This is a genomic window from Pseudomonas sp. S30_BP2TU TE3576 (genome assembly GCF_050436025.1).
Taxonomy (GTDB): Bacteria; Pseudomonadota; Gammaproteobacteria; order Pseudomonadales; family Pseudomonadaceae; genus Aquipseudomonas.
This window is the reverse complement of the sequence record NZ_JBNDLK010000001.1, coordinates 489877-507102: the sequence shown is the minus strand read 5'-3', so window position 1 is coordinate 507102 and position 17226 is coordinate 489877. Positions and strand designations below refer to the sequence as shown.

Below are 17226 nucleotides of genomic sequence, written 5' to 3'. Positions count from 1 at the left end.
CATTTTCCCTGCGCTGACCAGTTTCGCCTGCATTCAGTTAATGAAAAATCCTGCGCGGGCTCTATCCTGTCATCCATCGATACCGGGCGTTCCCGGAGTTCAGTCGCGGATCACGAGTGTTTTATGTTGCTGGCAAGTCTGTTTGGCGTGGTGATGGGGTTGGTGTTGGGGCTGACCGGTGCGGGTGGCGGAATTCTCGCGGTGCCGGCCCTGGTGTTGGGGTTGGGCTGGAGCATGACTCAGGCCGCTCCGGTGGCGTTGTTTGCGGTGGGCAGTGCGGCGGCGGTCGGCGCCATCAATGGTTTGCGTCATGGCCTGGTGCGTTACCGCGCGGCGTTGTTGATCGCAGCGCTCGGCGCGGTGTTTTCGCCGGTGGGTATCTACTTCGCCCATCAGTTGCCGGAAAAAATCCTGATGATCCTGTTCAGCCTGCTGATGGTCATGGTGGCCGGGCGGATGTTGCGCCGCGAGCGCAAGAATGAGGGGCCCAGCGATCACGGCCATGCCAACTGGGGCCAGAAAAACTGCATGCTCGATCAACAGACTGGACGCTTTTCCTGGACCGCCAAATGCACTGCGACCCTCGCGGCCCTCGGTGCAGTGACCGGTGTGGTGTCGGGGTTGCTGGGTGTCGGTGGCGGCTTCCTGATCGTCCCGGCCTTCAAGCAATTGACCGATGTGCAGATGCGCGCAATCGTCGCCACCTCGCTGATGGTGATCTGCCTGATTTCGGCCATCGGCGTGATCGGCGCGCTCCATGCCGGCGTGCGCATCGACAGTGTTGGCGCCACCTTTATTGGCGCCAGCATCGCCGGCATGATCATCGGCCGCAAGCTCTGCACCCGGGTGCCGGCGCGGGCGTTGCAGGTCGGGTTTGCCAGTGTCTGCGTCGTGGTCGCCGCTTACATGCTGTTCAAAGCCAATGCCTAGCCGGTTCCGGGTCCTGTGGATGCCAGTCGGGTCCGCAGGTCTACACCCTAAGTTGCGAACCTCGCCGACAAGCGGTCTTACGCCGTAGTGGTCATGCACTGCCAGCCATTCCAAATCGCCTGAAAACCACCCCCAAGGCAGCGTATGGCGCCGCCGGTCAGGTTTCGATAATCGCCTCCGACACTTAGTCCCCCGTTTCGGAGCGCGCCATGCACAACAATAAGAACTTCACGCATCGTTTTCTGCCGGTCTTCATCGCCAGCCTGTCTGCCCTTGGCCTGAGCCCGGTGGCCGAGGCGGATATCATGCTGTACGACAAGGACCAGACCACGTTCTCCACCGACGGCTACATCAACGCCTTTTATGTGAACAGCGATGTCGATCGTGCCGGCGAACAGTTCGACCGTCGGCAGTCACGGGTGAAGATGGGCTTTTTGCCCAACTACCTGGGGTTCAACATGGGCAAGCAGGTAGACGATCTCAAGCTCGGTGCCCGCGCTTCGTTCTGGGTCACCATCAACGACAGCCAAACCAATGGCACCGACACCGCCATCGATGTGCGGCAGTTCTTCGGCACCGTGGCCAACCCGGAATGGGGCGAAGTGCTGATCGGCAAAGACTTCGGGCTGTTCGCCCGTTCCAACATCCTGCTCGACGAAATGCTCGCCGGTTACGGTCAGGTCAGCGATACGTTGGGGCTGGTGGATGGCGGCGGGGTGTCGTTCGGCAACATCGGCACCGGTTACCCGTACCCGTTCCCGACCTCGCAGATAACCTATCGCACCCCTGTATTGGACGGTCTGCGCGTGGCAGTAGGCATCATGGACCCGGTGGACACCAACGACAGCAGCCCAACGGGTAAGGCTTATCAGGAAAACCCGCGTACCGAGAGCGAAATCACCTATCAGTTCGACCTGGCCGGGGCAAAAATCTACAGCTGGGTCAACGGCAGCTACCAGACCTCGGACAACACCGACTCCACGGTTGAGACCGTCACCTCCAAGGGTGTCGGTTACGGTGTGCAGGCGAAGATGGGCGGTTTGTCCCTCACCGGGTCCGGTTTCCAGGCGAAGGGCATCAACCCGTTTTTCACCAACAATGCCGGCGAGCCGACACTGCGTAACGTCGACAGCGACGGATATCTGTTGCAGGGCTCCTACAAACTGGGCAAGAACCGTCTCGCCTTGTCCTACGGCAAGACCAATGATGATGGCAACGGCGTGGTCGGCAGCGGCGCGGACTACGAGACCCGCGGCATCGCGCTGTTCCATGACGTGAACGACAACCTCAAGCTGGTGGCCGAGTACAACCAGTTCGAAATCAACGGCCACGACACCGACGAGCAGAACGAAGACACCGACACCTTTGCAGTGGGTGCGGTGCTGACCTGGTAGCAGGCTGGAATACAGATAATTGTGGGAGCGAGCTTGCTCGCGATGGCTGAGTGTCAGGCGACATGGATGTTGGCTGTGATGGCCCCATCGCGAGCAAGCTCGCTCCCACAGGGTTACCGGGTGTACGCAACACCTGCGGATAACCAAAACTAGTGTGGGAGCTTTATCTGTCTCATCCCATCGAAGCGGCTACCCGCTACCCAAGTAGCATTCGTCGCACCTCGCAGGCTTCGTACACTCGTACCTCATACACACGCACCTGTGGGAGGTGACGATGCAGCCGGTCCAGAACGAAGGTATCGTCAGTGCCATGTCCCAGGCCACCGATGCCTGGCAGGTCGCGCAGGAACTGGCACGACAGTTGTTGCACCCACACCTGGGGTTCGTGTTGTTCTTCTGTTCCGCCGAGTACGACTTGCAGGCGCTGGGCCAGGCCTTGCAGCAAAGCTTCGGCGGCATTCGCCTGGTGGGCTGCACCAGTGCCGGGGAAATCACTCCGCTGGGCTACGGGCGCAATTGCGTCACTGCGGTGGGCTTCGATCATCGGCACTTTTCCATCGCGATCGAGTTGATCGACGAAATGGAGCACTTCAGCCTGATCGACGCCCAGCAGATGGTCGAGCGCCTGGTCAGTGGCTGTCGCAGCAACACCCTGGCCCCGATCAAGGGCAACAGCTTTGCCCTGACCCTGCTCGATGGCCTGTCCAGCCGCGAAGAAATGGTCCTGGCGGCCTTGAGCGCGGCATTGGGCGACATTCCGCATTTCGGCGGCTCGGCGGGCGACGATAACTACCTGACCCATACCCATGTGTACTTCGATGGCGAGTTTCACAGCGGCGCAGCCGTGGTGGTGCTGGTCAATACCTGGCTGGATTTCGAAGTGTTCACGACTCACCACGTGCTGCCCCGAACCGAGAAGCTGGTGGTCACCGGGGCCGACAGCACCTTGCGCCGGGTCTTCGAACTCAACGCCGAGCCGGCCGCCGCCGAGTACGCCCGGCACATCGGCGTGCCGGTGGCGGAGCTCGATCACCGGGTCTTTGCCGCGCACCCGTTGGCGGTACGGATCAACCAGCAGTACTACGTGCGGGCCATCCAGCAGGTGCATCCGGACCTGAGCCTGAGTTTCTACTGCGCCGTGGAAAACGGCATCGTCCTCACCGCCATGACTCCGGGCCCGATGCTGCCGAACCTGCAGCGCCTGTTCGAGGGTTTGCAGGAGCGTTTGGGGGATTTGCTGCTGACCATCGGTTGCGACTGTTTTCTGCGGCGTCTGGAACTCGAAGACGACGGCAGTCTTGATCAGATCGGCACGTTTTTGCGTGAGCAACGGGTGATGGGTTTCAACACCTATGGAGAGCAGTTCAATGGCATGCACATCAACCAGACCTTCACCGGCGTTGCCATTGCCCGTGGTCGTGCCCCCGGACATCGCTGAGCTGCAGGCGGAACTGGTCAGCCTGCGCCTGGAAAACCATAAACTGCAGCGCATCAATGGCGCGCTGATCGAACGGGTCGAATCCGGGGTGACCCGCGGCAACGATCCGTACGCGGCATTCCAGCATTCGGTGGTGCTGGCCGAGCAAGTGCGCGAACGCACTGATGCCCTGAATCAGGCCATGGCCGAACTCAAGGCCGGTAATCATTTGCTCAGCGAAGCCCGCCTGCGCGCGGAAACGGCGCATCAACACCTGATCGATGCCATCGAAAGCATTTCCGATGCCTTCGTCCTGTTCGACGCCGAGCAGCGCATCGTGCTGTTCAACAGTCGCTTCAAGGCGTTCTGGAGCAACAGCCGGGTGCGGATCAACGCCGGTATGCGCCTGACCGAGGTCAAGCGGCTGATGATGAACAACGGCCTGTTCACCGAGGAGCCACGCGGGCATGCCGACGAAAACCTGCTTTACCGCCTGCAGAACGGGCGCTGGTTGCAAGTCAGCGAGCGGCCGACCCAGGAAGGGGGGCGGGTGATTCTGTTCACTGACATTACCGACGTCAAAGTCAGCGAAACCGTACGCCGTGAGCAGGCGGTGGCGCAAAAGTCGCATCTGTTGCAACGGGCGGTCGACAACTTGTCCCAAGGGGTGGCCATGGTTAACGCCGAGGGCATTCTGGAGTTGTGGAACCGGCGCTTCCTTGAGTTGAGCGGTCTGGCGCCGGTGGCGGCCCATCGCCCGTTTGCCGAAGTGATCGCCGACAGCGAGTTGAACCTGCTGACCCCGGCCAGTCGCGATGGCAACGGACGACCGGTAAGGGAATGCGAGCAGCGCCTGTACGATGGCCGGGTCCTGGAAATCCGCACCCATCCGTTGCCTACCGGCGGTTTCGTCAACACCTTCACCGACATTACCGAACGCTACCAGCACGCCGAAGCGCTGAGTGAAAGCGAACACTGGATTCGTCTGATCACCGATCACGTGCCGGCATTGATTGCCTACCTCAATGCCGATCTGGTCTACGAGTTCACCAACAAGGTCTACGAAGAGTGGTACTGCTGGCCTCGGGGCGTGATGCTTGGCCAGAGTCTGCGCGAAGTGCACAGCGAACAGCATTACCAGCGGCTGGAGTCCTACGTGGCCAGGGCACTGGCCGGCGAGAGCGTGACCTTCGAGTTTGCCGAAACCAACGTCAACAACCAGGAACGCTACATGTTGCGCTCCTATGTGCCCAATCGTCTGGCCAGTGGCGAGGTGGTGGGGATCTTCGTGCTGATCCGCGACATCACCGAACGCCGCCGCACCGCCGAGGCGCTGCATCAGGCTTATCAGAACCTTGAGTTGCGGGTACGCGAGCGCACGGCGGAATTGACCATCCTCAACGACCAACTGCTGCGTGAGATCGATGAGCGTCGCCAGGTCGAGTCACGCTTGCGCGAGGCCAAGCAGGAAGCCGAGCAGGCCAACCTGTCGAAAACCAAGTTCCTCGCCGCCGTCAGCCACGACCTGCTGCAACCGTTGAATGCCGCGCGCCTGTTTACCAGTGCCTTGCTGGAGCGGCGCGAGCCGATGTCCAGCGAGATTCTGGTGCGCAATGTGAGCAATTCCCTGGAAGACGTAGAAAACCTGCTGGGCACCCTGGTGGATATTTCCAAACTCGATGCGGGGGTGATCAAGGCCGACATTGCACCGTTCGCCCTCAGTGAACTGCTGGACAACCTGGCCGCCGAATACACCCAGGTGGCGCGCAGTGAAGGCCTGCAACTGCACTTCATCGGTTGTTCGGCGCTGGTGCGCAGTGACATCCAGTTGCTGGCGCGGATTCTGCGCAACCTGCTGAGCAATGCGATTCGCTATACCTACAGTGGTCGCGTAGTGCTCGGTTGCCGGCGGCATCATCAGTGCCTGACGATCGAAGTCTGGGACAGCGGCATGGGCATTGCCGAGCATCGCCTGGAGGAGATTTTCCAGGAGTTCAAGCGCGGTGATGTGCAGCGACCGGATCAGGATCGCGGTTTGGGCCTGGGCCTGGCGATTGTCGAGAAAATTGCCGGCATCCTCGGGCATCGTATTCATGTGCGTTCATGGCCGGGCCGTGGCTCGATGTTCTCGGTCGAAGTTCCGTTGAGCACCACCGCGCCGAAACCGCTGCCGACATTGCAGATGAGCGAGCCGATGCTTGAGCGTCTGCGTGGTGCACGGATATGGGTGCTGGACAACGACGCGACCATCTGTGCCGGCATGCGCACCTTGCTGGAAGGGTGGGGGTGTCGGGTGGTGACGGCGCTGTCGGAGGAGGACCTGGCGCGGCAAGTGGACAACTACCACGCCGAGGTCGACTTGCTGATCGCCGATTACCACTTGGACAACGATCAGAACGGTGTCGACGCTGTGGCGCGCATCAATGCCCGGCGCGCATCACCGGTCCCGGCGATGATGATCACGGCCAACTACAGCAATGAACTCAAGCAGCAGATCCGCGAACTGGGCCACACCCTGATGCACAAGCCGGTGCGGCCGATGAAGCTGAAGACGGCGATGAGTCATTTGCTTGGCCGACCTTGAAATCTTCGGAGCATGGGACGGCCCCTTCGCGAGCAAGCCCGCTCCCACAAGGACAGCGATGTACCTGTGGGAGCGGGCTTGCTCGCGAAGGGCGCGCCACGGTCTTGCTGGCTCAACGCCGCAAATAAGACCCGAAATCAATATCCCCGGCACTCAGGATCGCCTGCACCCGGTTGTGCACGTTGAGCTTGCGCAGGATCGCCGAGACGTGGGCCTTGACCGTGGTCTCGGCGATTTCCAGGGTGTAGGCGATCTGCTTGTTCGATTCGCCCTTGGTCATGCGTTCCAGCACCTGCAGTTGCTTGCGGGTCAGGGCCTGGAGCAGTTCGGGCGGGAAGCTCGGGGTGTCGTTCATCCGCCGGTGGGTGCTGCTTTTGGCGGTGCGGATGATGTCCGGAGGCAGGTAGACATTGCCATTGAGAATCTGTTGGATGGCATCGGTCATCTGGGCACGGGGTGAAGACTTGGTGATGAAACCCACCGCGCCGTAGGTGATGGCTTGCAGCACGATCTGTTTGTCCTGCTCGGCGGAGACAATCACCACCGGAATGGTCGGCGCTTCATTGCGCAGGTTGATCAGGCCATTTAGCCCGTGCATGCCGGGCATGTTCAGGTCGAGCAGGATCAGGTCCAGGTCATCGTGTTCCTGGGTCAGCGCCAGGGCGCTGTCCAGGTCAGCGGTTTCCATCACTTCGCTGCCGGCAAAACCGTCGCTGATGACGTTGTGAATGGCTTCGCGAAACAGCGGGTGATCGTCGGCAATCAGAATTTTGTACATAGCCTTTCACCTCATTATTTTGATTATGGTGTGGCAACAACACGCACGCGTAAAGCTCAGGGAAAGGGTTCGGGTCTGGACGGCGAAACCGGCAGCCTGGCCGCTTGCCAGGCGTCCAGGCCATCGCGATACCAATACAGGGTCTTATAGCCCATGGTGGCTGCGCGTTTGACCGCGTTCCAGCTCAACCAGCAGTCGGCGCGGCAATAGAAGACCAGCGGTTGCATCGGGTCACCGGCGGTCAGCTTTTTCAGGTTGCCGGCGAAATAATCCTGCCATTGCGGCGTCAGCTCACCGTCACCGGTATTGGCCAGCCAATGGCTTCCGGGCAGGTTTTCATGGGGCTGGTCTTCGATGAATTGCCCTTGCAGCCATTGGCGACGGTAGACGTCGATCAGCAGCGGACGCGGCTTTTGCTCAAGCAGTAATTGCAGGGCAGGTGTGTCGACGATGGTCGCGCCCGGCAACTGCTTCGGCGTCGGGCTGCGATACAGGTCGATGCGATAGCCGTCAACTGAGAAGAGCGGGGAATCGGCCTGCGCAACGCCGAGTACGACGCACAGCGACAGGGCGGCGAAAGAAGGGCGCAGCAGACAGTGTCGGGCACGCGGCATGGGTTCAGTCCTTATAGTTATGAACCTATTACATGCCAGTCGGGGGGGCGTTGGGAATGCGACGATAGACAGGGAAACCAGTACTAAAGTAGTAATTTCACCCTGTTCAATGAAGATCCCCCTGTGGGAGCGGGCTTGCTCGCGAAGGCGGCGTCACATTCAATAAATGAGTTGACTGACACAACGCTTTCGCGAGCAAGCCCGCTCCCACAGTTGACCTGCGTTGTCAGTTGGTTTTGCGCAAGGCCGCGTGCTGCGGGTTGAAGGTCAGTACGGCGAGCAACGCAAACAGCAGCGTCAACCCCGTGCACACCGCCAGTGCCAGCGGATTGAAGCGTTCATACAGGGCAAAACGCACCAGCTCCACCGCATGGGTGAACGGATTGACCGCGCACAGCCAATACAGCCACTCGCTGGCCTCGCGCATCTTCCATAGCGGATACAGCGCCGATGACAGGAAAAACAGCGGGAAGATCACGAAATTCATCACCCCGGCAAAGTTCTCCAGCTGGCGGATTGCGTTCGACAGCAACAGGCCCAGTGCGCTGAGCATCAACGCCACCAGCAGCAGCGCCGGTAACGCCAGCAACAGACCCATGGCGGGTGGCCGCACGCCGTAAACCCAGGCTATCGCCAGAAACGCATACACCTGCAACAACGAGATCAGTGACGTGGCCAGCAGCTTGCTGCACAGCACGAAGGTGCGTGGCAGGGGGCTGGTCAGCAGTACGCGCATGCTGCCCATCTCGCGGTCGTAGACCATCGACAGTGATCCCTGCATGCCGTTGAACAGCAGGATCATGCAGGCCAGCCCGGGAATGATGTAGACCTCATAGGGAATGTAGGTGTCATAGGGCTCGATGATCGCGATCCCCAGCGCTGCGCGAAAACCGGCCGCGAACACCAACAGCCACAGCAACGGCCGCACCAGGGCGCTGAGAAACCGCGTGCGTTGCAGCACAAAGCGCAACCATTCGCGCAGCACGATACCGCGCAAGCATTGCCAGTAAGCGGTCATTGCATGGCTCCTGTGGTCGTCAGGCGGGTGAATGCCGAACCGAGGTCACCGCCGTGTTCCAGGCTCAGGGCTTGCGCCTGTCCGCTGGCGACCAGCCGGCCATGATGAAGAATCAGCAAGTTGTCACTGGGCTGCACTTCGTCGAGCAGGTGGGTGGTCCAGAGCACGCTGATGCATTCCTCGCGACACAGGCTGCGTATGTGCTGATTGAGCGCCAGGCGACTCGCCGGGTCGAGGCCGACACTGGCTTCATCGAGCAGCAACAGGCGTGGCTCATGCAACAGGGCGCGGGCAATTTCCACCCGGCGACGATGGCCGCCATTGAGTTCACGCACCCGTTCGCGGCGGCGCTCGGTCAGGGCCTGGCGGGCCAGTTCGGCGTCGACCCGAAGGGCGGTCTGGCGCCGGGACAGGCCATGCAATGCCGCGTGATAACACAGGTTCTGCTCGACGCTGAGGTCCAGGTCCAGCGTACTTTGCTGGAACACCACGCCCAATTGCCTGAGTGCCGGGCGTGCCGCGTTACGCAATGAGCAGCCACCGACGCGGATCTCGCCTTGTTGCAGATCATAGAGCCGGGTCAGCAGGGCAATCAGGGTCGATTTCCCCGCGCCGTTAGGTCCCAGCAGCGCGGCGAAACGCCCGGGCTCCAGGCTGAAACTGACCTTGCGCAAGGCCTCTCGCGCACCGTAGGCAAAGCTCAGGTCGCTGACTTCAAGAGCGCTCATGGCGTCACCACCACGCCCCAGGGATAGCGCCCGACCTTCACCGACTTACTGACCTTGAGACTGTCGACATCGATCACCGAGACATCGCCGCTGACGCCGTTGGTGGCCAGCAACTGTTTCTGATCCGGGGTGAACGCCATCTGCCAGACCCGTCGACCCACCAGCAGGTAATCGAGAATTTCGAAGGTCCTGGCATCGATCACCGCCACATGGTTGGCCGGGCCGAGGGCGACGAAGCCGTATTTACCGTCGGCGCTGAGCTTGATGCCGACCGGCTGGACCTTGTCCGGGTGTACGCCCTTGATCTGGAAGTTCAGGGTCTTGAGCACGTTTCGGCTGGCGACATCGAGAATGGTCACCGTGCCGCCGATTTCCGCCGAGGCCCAGAGTTGCGCACCATCCGGGGAGAATTCGACAAAGCGCGGGCGCTGATCCACCAGGGTGCTCTCGGCCAGGGTCTGGGTGCCGGTGTCGATCCAGTGCAGCATGTTGGTGGTTTCGCTGGTGTTGACTGCCCACTTGCCATCAGGGCTGACGGCCATGCCTTCTGGCTCGACACCGACGTCGATCTGGCCGAGTACTTTGGAGGTCTCGCTGTCGATCACGGTGACCAGTGCATCGTCTTCGTTGGAGACGTACAACCAGCGATTGTTCGGGTGCAGGGCGAATTGTTCAGGGTCTTTGCCCGAGGGTAATTCCTTGATGATCTTGCGCGTGGCCACGTCCATCACCTGGACCCGGTCCGAGTCACTGGCGCAGATGTACAACAGCTTGTTGTCATGGGACAGCAGCAGGCCGCGGGGGCGCTGACCAACGGGCAGGGTGTCGGTGACTTGCAGGGTCTGCATGTCGATCAGGCTCAGGCTGTTGTCCTTTTCGTTGGAGACCCAGGCAGTGCTGGCAACGGCATGGCCAGCGGCGAGCAGCAAGGTGCACGAGAGCAGGGTGCGGCGCATGGCGGATTCCTTGTTGTTGTGATGTTCGGATCAGGGAAAGCGGCAACTGACCTCGGATTTGTCGTAACCCAGACTGTCCATTTCGTTGAACGGGTGCAGAAAGCCGTCCTGGGGTGACGTGCTGACCAACGCCCGGGGCTGGACAATGGGAATCGGCTGGCGTAACTGGCCGTTCCACGGCCGGTAGCTGAGCTTGCGACCCTTGAAACCGTCGAGGGGCAACTGGTCACTGATTTCAAGCGTCCGGATCGCCATCGGCTCGGCCTGGCGCAATTTGCTCACGGCGCTGGCGATACTGCGCACGGCCATCCAGGCCGCGAAGTCGCGGTCATTCATCCAGCGCCCGGTCAGGGCTTCAAAGCGTTTTTGCAGTTGCGCGGCACCGTAGGTTTCCACGGTTTTGTGCCAGCCCACCGGGGTCAGGCCCTGGGTGCCGGCGACCGGGCGCGGGTACCAGGTCTGGTAGGGCACATATTCACCGAAGTCGCCGCGCTCATCGGCCACCAGTACCACGTCGTACTCGGCGGTCTGGGTGAACAGCGGCATGTCCGCCTGGGCGCTGCGGCGTTGGTCGTTATCAAAGCTCCAGGTTTTTTCCGCCACCAGTTGCAAACCGAAACGCTTGGCGGCGCGGCGCAGGGCGGCGGCATAGGCCTGATCGTCGGGCGTCGGCCCGACAATCAGCAGCGCCCGCTGCCATTTGCGCAGCACCAGAAATTGTGCCAGTGCATCGGCGAGCATCGCGCGGCTTGGCAAGGTGTGCAGCACGTTCGGCAGGCAATCGGTGGTGCGCAGGTTGTTGTCCGGGCTGCCGGCGTTGAACAGCAGGCTGTCGGGCAGCGCGGCACTGAGTTGGCGCAGGCTGTCTGCAGGAACGTTCACCACAAACAGGCGCAGACCTTGTTCGTGCTGAGCCTTCGCCGCTTCGATCAAGGCTTCGGGGCTGTCGACGCTGGTGCTGACCAGGCTGTAGCTGTGATTGAGAAAACGCCCGGTGCTGTTGCTGTCGGTGATCGCCAATTCAGCGCCGCGCAGCCCGGCATCGGCGGGTTCGGGAATGACGTTCGACAGCAGCGGACCTGGGTCGGGGCGATAACCCAGGTAGCCGATGCGCACCTGCAAGGGCGCATCGGCGGCCTGGCTCTGGGTGGCCAGGCCGGCAGCGCAGGCAATCGCCAGCAGGTAGATCAGGGCGTAAGGGGCAAGCTGGCGCATAAGGCTCTCCATGACCGTCAGCGCCAGCATAGGAAGCCCGTGGTGCAGTGGAAATATGCAGAAAGTACCGAAGGGCCAGTACCAAGGTAGTAGCCCGCCACACACGGCGCGGTTCTAGCATGGATAACCACGGCCACTGATCTGGAGGGGATTGACCATGCGTATCGTCAAAGCACTGCTGCTGCCGTTTCTGCTGATCCTGACTCTGATCGGCGTCGACCGGCTCCAGGGCCCGCGTCCCGTGTCCACCGATCGCCTTACGACCAAGGGAGTAGGTGGCGACCACCAAAGCAGCATGGGGTCTGTGCGCAGGGCTTTCTAAGATGGCTGCCATAGCCTCTGCCAAGAGGTTTTGCGTGCAATCGTGAGGGCATAACAATGAAAACAAAACGCAACGCCTTGCTCGTGACCGGGCTGCTGGCCGGTCTAATCAGCGCAGGTTCCGTGTGGGCCCACGGCAACGTGGTACCCCAGGCCGTGGAAACCAAGGGGCTGACGCCAATCAAGGAGGCTGGTGTGCAACTCGATGCCGACGGCTGGGCCGCGGTAAACCCTTATCGCACCGCCCCGGAACATGACAAAGCAGTGGAAATCGGCGCTTCGGCTTATACCCAGAACTGCGCGGCCTGTCATGGTCTGGAAGCCAAGTCCGGCGGGATCGCCCCCGACTTGCGCATGCTCGATGTCGGTGAGGCGGGCGATGAATGGTTCGCCGAACGGGTGCGCCATGGCGCGGTGCGCGACGGTCGGGTTTACATGCCGAAGATGGCCGACTACCTGAGCCAGGAAGCGCTGTGGGCGGTGCGCACTTATCTGGACACCGTGCACGTCGAGGAGTGACCCATGCGCCTGCTCGCGGTGTTGATCAGCGTTCTGTGGTTGTGCTGCCAGCCGGCGCAGGCGCAGGTTCGCAACTACGACGAAATGATCGCCGCCGGGGAGCTGAAAGTGGCGGTCTACAAGGACTTCGCCCCCTACAGTTTTGAAAGCGCCGGCAAGCCCCAGGGTGTCGATGTCGAGCTGGCCGAGGCCTTGGCCAAGGCGCTCGGCGTGCGCCTGACGTTGATCTGGGCGCCGGCCGGGGAAAAGCTCGATGACGACCTGCGCGACTACATCTGGCGTGCCAGTGCCTTGCACAACCAGCAACTGGCCGACCTGATGATGCGCGTGCCCTACGACCATGACTACGCGCAGAAGCGCAACGAACTCGGTGAACTGGTCAACGGCCAAGTGGTGATGTTCGGTCCGTACCAGAACGAACAATGGCAGGTGGCCTATGACCGCCGACGGCTGGACAAGGTCGCCAGCGTCGCGGTGTTCGAGCAGCACCCGATTGGTGTCGAGGTCGACAGCGTGCCGTCGTTCTACCTGACCTCGGTGTTCAACGGCATGCTTGCCGGCAAGACCCATCACTATCCCGGCGTGCCCCAGGCGTTTGCCGCGATGAAAGCCGGTGAGGTCGACGCGGTGATGGCCATGCGCGGCGAAATCGACTGGCAGGTCCATGAAGCGGCCGACCCGCAAGTGGCACTGGCGGAGAATGCCTACCCGAACATGGGCAAGCAGCTCTGGGAAATCGGCATGGCGGTGCACGAAAGCAACCGTCAACTGGCCTATGCCGTGGAAGAGGCGCTCGAAGGCCTGATCCGCGAGGGCGCGGTGAAGACCATCTACGGCCATTACGGCCTGCGTTACGACGTGCCCGAGATGTATCAATAGGAGCAAGGCGATGAAGTGGCGAGGGATTTGCCTGTTGGCCTGCTGGTTAAGCCTGGCGGCACAGGCTGGCGAAATCGATCCTGGCAAAGACCCGGTGCCATCGGTGATGTGGACGTTCTATCACAAGCAGTTTCTTGGCAATGCGCCGTTCGTTTTCGATGATCGGGTCAAGTTGCTGGCGCCGCCGTTTGCCGAAGATGCCCGGCAGGTGCCGCTGGAAATCGATGCCCGGGCGTTCAGCGGTGAGGTGGTAAAAATCCTCGCGTGGGCAGAGCTGAACCCTCTGCCGAAAATTGTCGACTTCCAGCCGCTGAGTTCCGTTTTGCCCTGGCTGTCGTTGCGCATCCGCATCGAGCAGGCCACGCCCTTGCGTGCGGCGGTGTTGACCCGCGACGGATTGTGGCATGTCGGTTCGACCCTGATTGACGCGGCGGGTGGCGGCTGCACCGCACCGAGCGTGGTACGCAGCCAGCCGGGCTGGGAGGAGCACATCGGCGAAGTGCTCGGCGGCCGCTATCCCCGGGGCGAGTTCAGCCGTTTGCGTTTGCAGGTGGCCCATCCTATGGACAACGGCATGGTCAGCGGCATTCCGGAATTCTTCATCAACCATGCCGAGCTGCGCGACCGCAGCGATCAAGTGCTGGCCCGGTTGGAGCTGTTTCCCGCCGTCAGCGAAAACCCCAACCTGGCCTTCGACATCGAAGGGGCAGGGCAAACGCGCCTGTTGTTACGGGACAACAGTGGCAATGAATTTGATGCATCAATCCCCTGACCTTAAGGAGCGTGGCATGCGCTGGATACTGCTGATGGTGCTGAGCGTCAGTCTGCCGGCCGTGGCCGATCTCGACTACTCACTCAAGCCCCGGCAGATCGCCCAGGACACCTGGCTGCTGGAAGGCAGCACCGATAATTTCGCCCAGGCCAACGGCGGCAACATCGTCAACACCGCGTTCATCGTCACTGAACGCGGTGTGGTGGTGATCGACACCGGCCCGTCCAGGCGTTACGGCGAAGCGATGCGCAAAGCCATTGCCGCCACTACCGACAAGCCGGTGATCGAGGTCTTGCTGACCCATCACCACCCGGACCATGTGCTGGGCAATCAAGCCTTCACCGACGTGCCAATCGGCGCCTTGGCCGGCACCACCGAACTGTTGCACCGGCAAGGCGATGCCATGGCCGAGAATATGTACCGGATGGTCGGCGACTGGATGCGTGGCACCGAAGTGGTGCTGCCGACTCAGGCGCTGACACCCGGCGTGAAAAGTTTTGGGAATCACGATTTGCGTCTGCTGAGCCTGGGTGGGCATACGGGCGCGGATCTGGCTATTCTCGACCAGCAAACCGGCGTGCTGTTTGCCGGGGACCTGGTGTTTTATCAACGGGCGCTGACCACGCCCAACAGTCCAGGGCTGTCGGTATGGCTGGCGGATATCGCCACCCTTCAGGGTTTACCCTGGACGCTGGTCGTGCCGGGCCATGGGCCGGTGGCGAGCGATCCACAACCCTTCGAGCAGATGCGCGATTACCTGACCTGGCTCGATCAGCTCATGCGCGACGGCGCGGCCAATGGCAGCGACATGGCCGAGATGATCCGCAGCCCCATCCCCGAACGCTTCGCCGGGATCAACCTGAGCCGTTATGAACTGATCCGCAGCGTCAGTCATCTGTACCCACGTTACGAGCGCGAGCGGATGACGCGGATGGATTCCAACGCAAGTAACTGACCCACCCCGATCAAATGTGGGAGCGGGCTTGCTCGCGAAGGCGGAGTGTCGGGCGACATCGATGTCGAATGTGCCGGCCTCTTCGCGAGCAAGCCCGCTCCCACAGGGGGGCTGTGTCGGGCACGAAATCCGCTACTCATCTCCTGCGAACCTGTACCAAGGAACTAGCAATCTCCTCATTGCGGGCAATTGTTGCCAGGGCGGCGGCGCTCAAGAATCTGCACCAGACCGGGAAAATCTCCCGGAAATAACAAAAGTCCGCAGAGGAAGCCGTCATGACCCAACCCGCACGTCGCCAGCCCTTCGTCTTGAGCCTGCTGCTCAGTGCCATGCTGTTGTCCGGCCAGGCATTGGCCGGGGTTTCCGACCAGGACATTCTCCAGGACCCGAAGAACCCGGAACAGGTCGTGACCAACGGCCTCGGGGTTCAAGGGCAGCGCTACAGCCCGCTGGATATTCTCAACGTCGACAACGTCAAGGAGCTGCGCCCGGCCTGGGCGTTTTCCTTCGGCGGTGAAAAACAGCGTGGTCAGCAAGCGCAGCCAATGGTCAAGGACGGTGTGATGTACATGACCGGTTCCTACTCGCGGGTCTTCGCCGTGGATGCGCGCACCGGCAAGAAACTTTGGCAATACGATGCGCGCCTGCCCGATGACATCCGCCCTTGCTGCGACGTGATCAACCGTGGCGTTGCGCTGTATGGCGACCTGGTGATCTTCGGCACCCTCGACGCCAAGCTCGTGGCGCTGAACAAGGACACCGGCAAGGTGGTGTGGAGCAAGAAAGTCGCCGACCACAAGGAAGGCTACTCGATCAGCGCTGCACCGTTGGTAATTAACGGCAAGCTGATTACCGGCGTGGCCGGTGGCGAATTCGGCGTGGTGGGCAAGATCGAGGCCTACGACCCGAAAAACGGTGATCTGCTGTGGACCCGGCCAACGGTCGAAGGTCACATGGGCTACGTCTACAAGGACGGCAAAGCGGTGGAAAACGGCATCTCCGGCGGCGAGGCGGGCAAGACCTGGCCGGGCGATCTCTGGAAAACCGGCGGCGCGGCCCCTTGGCTTGGTGGCTATTACGATCCGGAAACCAATCTGCTGCTGTTCGGCACCGGCAACCCGGCACCGTGGAACTCGCACCTGCGCCCTGGCGACAACCTTTACTCCTCGTCGCGCCTGGCGCTCAACCCGGACGACGGCACCATCAAATGGCACTTCCAGAGCACGCCCCACGACGGTTGGGACTACGACGGCGTGAACGAGCTGGTGTCGTTCAACTACAGCGAAGGCGGCAAGGAGATCAAGGCGGCGGCCACTGCCGACCGTAACGGTTTCTTCTACGTGCTGGATCGTACCAACGGCAAATTCATCCGTGGTTTCCCGTTCGTGGACAAGATCACCTGGGCCACCGGCCTGGATAAGGACGGCCGGCCGATCTACAACGAGGCCAGCCGTCCCGGCGCTCCGGGTTCGGAAGTCAAGGGCAGTTCGGTCTTCGTCGCGCCGGCGTTCCTCGGCGCGAAAAACTGGATGCCAATGGCCTACAACCGGGACACCGGGTTGTTCTATGTGCCGTCCAACGAATGGGGCATGGACATCTGGAACGAAGGCATCGCCTACAAGAAGGGCGCGGCGTTCCTCGGCGCCGGCTTCACCATCAAGCCATTGAACGAAGACTACATCGGCGTGCTGCGGGCTATCGATCCGAAAACCGGCAAGGAAGTCTGGCGCCACAAGAACTACGCGCCGCTGTGGGGCGGGGTGCTGACCACCAAGGGCAACCTGGTGTTCACCGGCACGCCCGAAGGCTTCCTGCAGGCGTTCAACGCCAAGACCGGCGAAAAGGTCTGGGAATTCCAGACCGGTTCCGGTGTGCTCGGCTCGCCCGTGACCTGGGAAATGGACGGCGAGCAGTACGTCTCGGTGCTCTCCGGCTGGGGCGGCGCCGTACCATTGTGGGGCGGCGAAGTGGCCAAACGGGTGAAGGACTTCAACCAGGGCGGCATGCTCTGGACGTTCAAGTTGCCCAAGGATCTGGTGGCCAAGCACTGATCCCTCGTGGGAGCGGGCTTGCTCGCGAAGGGGCCGGCACATTCGACATCGATGTCGCCTGACACTCCGCCTTCGCGAGCAAGCCCGCTCCCACA

Annotated in this window: 16 protein-coding genes; 10 read left to right on the top strand and 6 right to left on the bottom strand. The window is 61.5% G+C overall.

What is annotated here, in order from left to right:
• Nucleotides 1-123 precede the first annotated feature (123 nt).
• The 4 genes from ABIA48_RS02190 to nahK all read left to right on the top strand — a co-directional run bounded on the left by ABIA48_RS02190 (nucleotide 124) and on the right by nahK (nucleotide 6325).
• Entirely contained in the window at nucleotides 124-930 is an 807-nt protein-coding gene (locus ABIA48_RS02190) for a sulfite exporter TauE/SafE family protein (protein WP_429486867.1), read from the top strand.
• A gap of 209 nt (nucleotides 931-1139) precedes the next feature.
• On the top strand, nucleotides 1140-2324 hold the full coding sequence (locus tag ABIA48_RS02185; RefSeq protein WP_429486866.1) for a porin: 1185 nt from the start codon (nucleotides 1140-1142) through the stop codon (nucleotides 2322-2324).
• A gap of 274 nt (nucleotides 2325-2598) precedes the next feature.
• Nucleotides 2599-3762 (top strand): nitric oxide-sensing protein NosP, encoded by a 1164-nt coding sequence (gene nosP, locus ABIA48_RS02180; RefSeq protein WP_429486865.1) that lies wholly within the window; start codon nucleotides 2599-2601, stop codon nucleotides 3760-3762.
• A complete protein-coding gene (gene nahK, locus ABIA48_RS02175; RefSeq protein ID WP_429486864.1) occupies nucleotides 3692-6325 on the top strand; it encodes a hybrid sensor histidine kinase/response regulator NahK/ErcS' in 2634 nt (877 codons plus the stop codon). Before nosP ends, nahK begins: the two co-directional genes overlap by 71 nt.
• A gap of 112 nt (nucleotides 6326-6437) precedes the next feature.
• Here nahK and ABIA48_RS02170 read toward each other — a convergent pair whose 3' ends face one another.
• The 6 genes from ABIA48_RS02170 to ABIA48_RS02145 all read right to left on the bottom strand — a co-directional run bounded on the left by ABIA48_RS02170 (nucleotide 6438) and on the right by ABIA48_RS02145 (nucleotide 11634).
• Nucleotides 6438-7103 (bottom strand): response regulator transcription factor, encoded by a 666-nt coding sequence (locus tag ABIA48_RS02170; RefSeq protein WP_007976602.1) that lies wholly within the window; start codon nucleotides 7101-7103, stop codon nucleotides 6438-6440.
• 56 nt (nucleotides 7104-7159) lie between these two features.
• Complete coding sequence (locus ABIA48_RS02165) at nucleotides 7160-7717, bottom strand: PQQ-dependent catabolism-associated CXXCW motif protein (protein WP_429486863.1); 558 nt, start codon at nucleotides 7715-7717, stop codon at nucleotides 7160-7162.
• 226 nt (nucleotides 7718-7943) lie between these two features.
• Complete coding sequence (locus ABIA48_RS02160; RefSeq protein WP_429486862.1) at nucleotides 7944-8735, bottom strand: ABC transporter permease; 792 nt, start codon at nucleotides 8733-8735, stop codon at nucleotides 7944-7946.
• Nucleotides 8732-9463, bottom strand: coding sequence for an ABC transporter ATP-binding protein (locus tag ABIA48_RS02155; protein ID WP_429486861.1), 732 nt, complete (start codon nucleotides 9461-9463; stop codon nucleotides 8732-8734). Before ABIA48_RS02155 ends, ABIA48_RS02160 begins: the two co-directional genes overlap by 4 nt.
• A complete protein-coding gene (locus tag ABIA48_RS02150) occupies nucleotides 9460-10419 on the bottom strand; it encodes a YVTN family beta-propeller repeat protein (protein WP_429486860.1) in 960 nt (319 codons plus the stop codon). The genes ABIA48_RS02155 and ABIA48_RS02150 overlap by 4 nt, the downstream gene beginning before the upstream one ends.
• A gap of 30 nt (nucleotides 10420-10449) precedes the next feature.
• A complete protein-coding gene (locus tag ABIA48_RS02145; RefSeq protein ID WP_429486859.1) occupies nucleotides 10450-11634 on the bottom strand; it encodes an ABC transporter substrate-binding protein in 1185 nt (394 codons plus the stop codon).
• Between the two features lie 157 nt (nucleotides 11635-11791).
• On the opposite strand from ABIA48_RS02145, the gene ABIA48_RS02140 reads away from it, so the two are divergent.
• The 6 genes from ABIA48_RS02140 to ABIA48_RS02115 all read left to right on the top strand — a co-directional run bounded on the left by ABIA48_RS02140 (nucleotide 11792) and on the right by ABIA48_RS02115 (nucleotide 17131).
• Nucleotides 11792-11956, top strand: coding sequence for a hypothetical protein (locus tag ABIA48_RS02140; protein ID WP_429492966.1), 165 nt, complete (start codon nucleotides 11792-11794; stop codon nucleotides 11954-11956).
• 56 nt (nucleotides 11957-12012) lie between these two features.
• Nucleotides 12013-12474, top strand: a complete 462-nt coding sequence (gene pedF, locus ABIA48_RS02135; RefSeq protein WP_277537335.1) for a cytochrome c-550 PedF — start codon at nucleotides 12013-12015, stop codon at nucleotides 12472-12474.
• Between the two features lie 3 nt (nucleotides 12475-12477).
• The gene (locus ABIA48_RS02130) at nucleotides 12478-13353 is read left to right on the top strand and encodes a substrate-binding periplasmic protein (RefSeq protein WP_429486858.1); all 876 of its coding nucleotides are present in this window, start codon (nucleotides 12478-12480) and stop codon (nucleotides 13351-13353) included.
• 10 nt (nucleotides 13354-13363) lie between these two features.
• Complete coding sequence (locus ABIA48_RS02125) at nucleotides 13364-14125, top strand: quinoprotein dehydrogenase-associated SoxYZ-like carrier (RefSeq protein WP_277537339.1); 762 nt, start codon at nucleotides 13364-13366, stop codon at nucleotides 14123-14125.
• A gap of 16 nt (nucleotides 14126-14141) precedes the next feature.
• Complete coding sequence (locus ABIA48_RS02120) at nucleotides 14142-15080, top strand: quinoprotein relay system zinc metallohydrolase 1 (protein ID WP_429486857.1); 939 nt, start codon at nucleotides 14142-14144, stop codon at nucleotides 15078-15080.
• A gap of 275 nt (nucleotides 15081-15355) precedes the next feature.
• On the top strand, nucleotides 15356-17131 hold the full coding sequence (locus tag ABIA48_RS02115) for a PQQ-dependent methanol/ethanol family dehydrogenase (protein ID WP_429486856.1): 1776 nt from the start codon (nucleotides 15356-15358) through the stop codon (nucleotides 17129-17131).
• Nucleotides 17132-17226 lie beyond the last annotated feature (95 nt).

Coding starts and splice junctions, on each gene's coding strand:
- ABIA48_RS02190 (WP_429486867.1), top strand. CDS start 124: ATGTTGCTGGCAAGTCTGTTTGGCGTGGTGATGGGGTTGGTGTTGGGG.
- ABIA48_RS02185 (WP_429486866.1), top strand. CDS start 1,140: ATGCACAACAATAAGAACTTCACGCATCGTTTTCTGCCGGTCTTCATC.
- nosP (WP_429486865.1), top strand. CDS start 2,599: ATGCAGCCGGTCCAGAACGAAGGTATCGTCAGTGCCATGTCCCAGGCC.
- nahK (WP_429486864.1), top strand. CDS start 3,692: ATGGCATGCACATCAACCAGACCTTCACCGGCGTTGCCATTGCCCGTG.
- ABIA48_RS02170 (WP_007976602.1), bottom strand. CDS start 7,103: ATGTACAAAATTCTGATTGCCGACGATCACCCGCTGTTTCGCGAAGCC.
- ABIA48_RS02165 (WP_429486863.1), bottom strand. CDS start 7,717: ATGCCGCGTGCCCGACACTGTCTGCTGCGCCCTTCTTTCGCCGCCCTG.
- ABIA48_RS02160 (WP_429486862.1), bottom strand. CDS start 8,735: ATGACCGCTTACTGGCAATGCTTGCGCGGTATCGTGCTGCGCGAATGG.
- ABIA48_RS02155 (WP_429486861.1), bottom strand. CDS start 9,463: ATGAGCGCTCTTGAAGTCAGCGACCTGAGCTTTGCCTACGGTGCGCGA.
- ABIA48_RS02150 (WP_429486860.1), bottom strand. CDS start 10,419: ATGCGCCGCACCCTGCTCTCGTGCACCTTGCTGCTCGCCGCTGGCCAT.
- ABIA48_RS02145 (WP_429486859.1), bottom strand. CDS start 11,634: ATGCGCCAGCTTGCCCCTTACGCCCTGATCTACCTGCTGGCGATTGCC.
- ABIA48_RS02140 (WP_429492966.1), top strand. CDS start 11,792: ATGCGTATCGTCAAAGCACTGCTGCTGCCGTTTCTGCTGATCCTGACT.
- pedF (WP_277537335.1), top strand. CDS start 12,013: ATGAAAACAAAACGCAACGCCTTGCTCGTGACCGGGCTGCTGGCCGGT.
- ABIA48_RS02130 (WP_429486858.1), top strand. CDS start 12,478: ATGCGCCTGCTCGCGGTGTTGATCAGCGTTCTGTGGTTGTGCTGCCAG.
- ABIA48_RS02125 (WP_277537339.1), top strand. CDS start 13,364: ATGAAGTGGCGAGGGATTTGCCTGTTGGCCTGCTGGTTAAGCCTGGCG.
- ABIA48_RS02120 (WP_429486857.1), top strand. CDS start 14,142: ATGCGCTGGATACTGCTGATGGTGCTGAGCGTCAGTCTGCCGGCCGTG.
- ABIA48_RS02115 (WP_429486856.1), top strand. CDS start 15,356: ATGACCCAACCCGCACGTCGCCAGCCCTTCGTCTTGAGCCTGCTGCTC.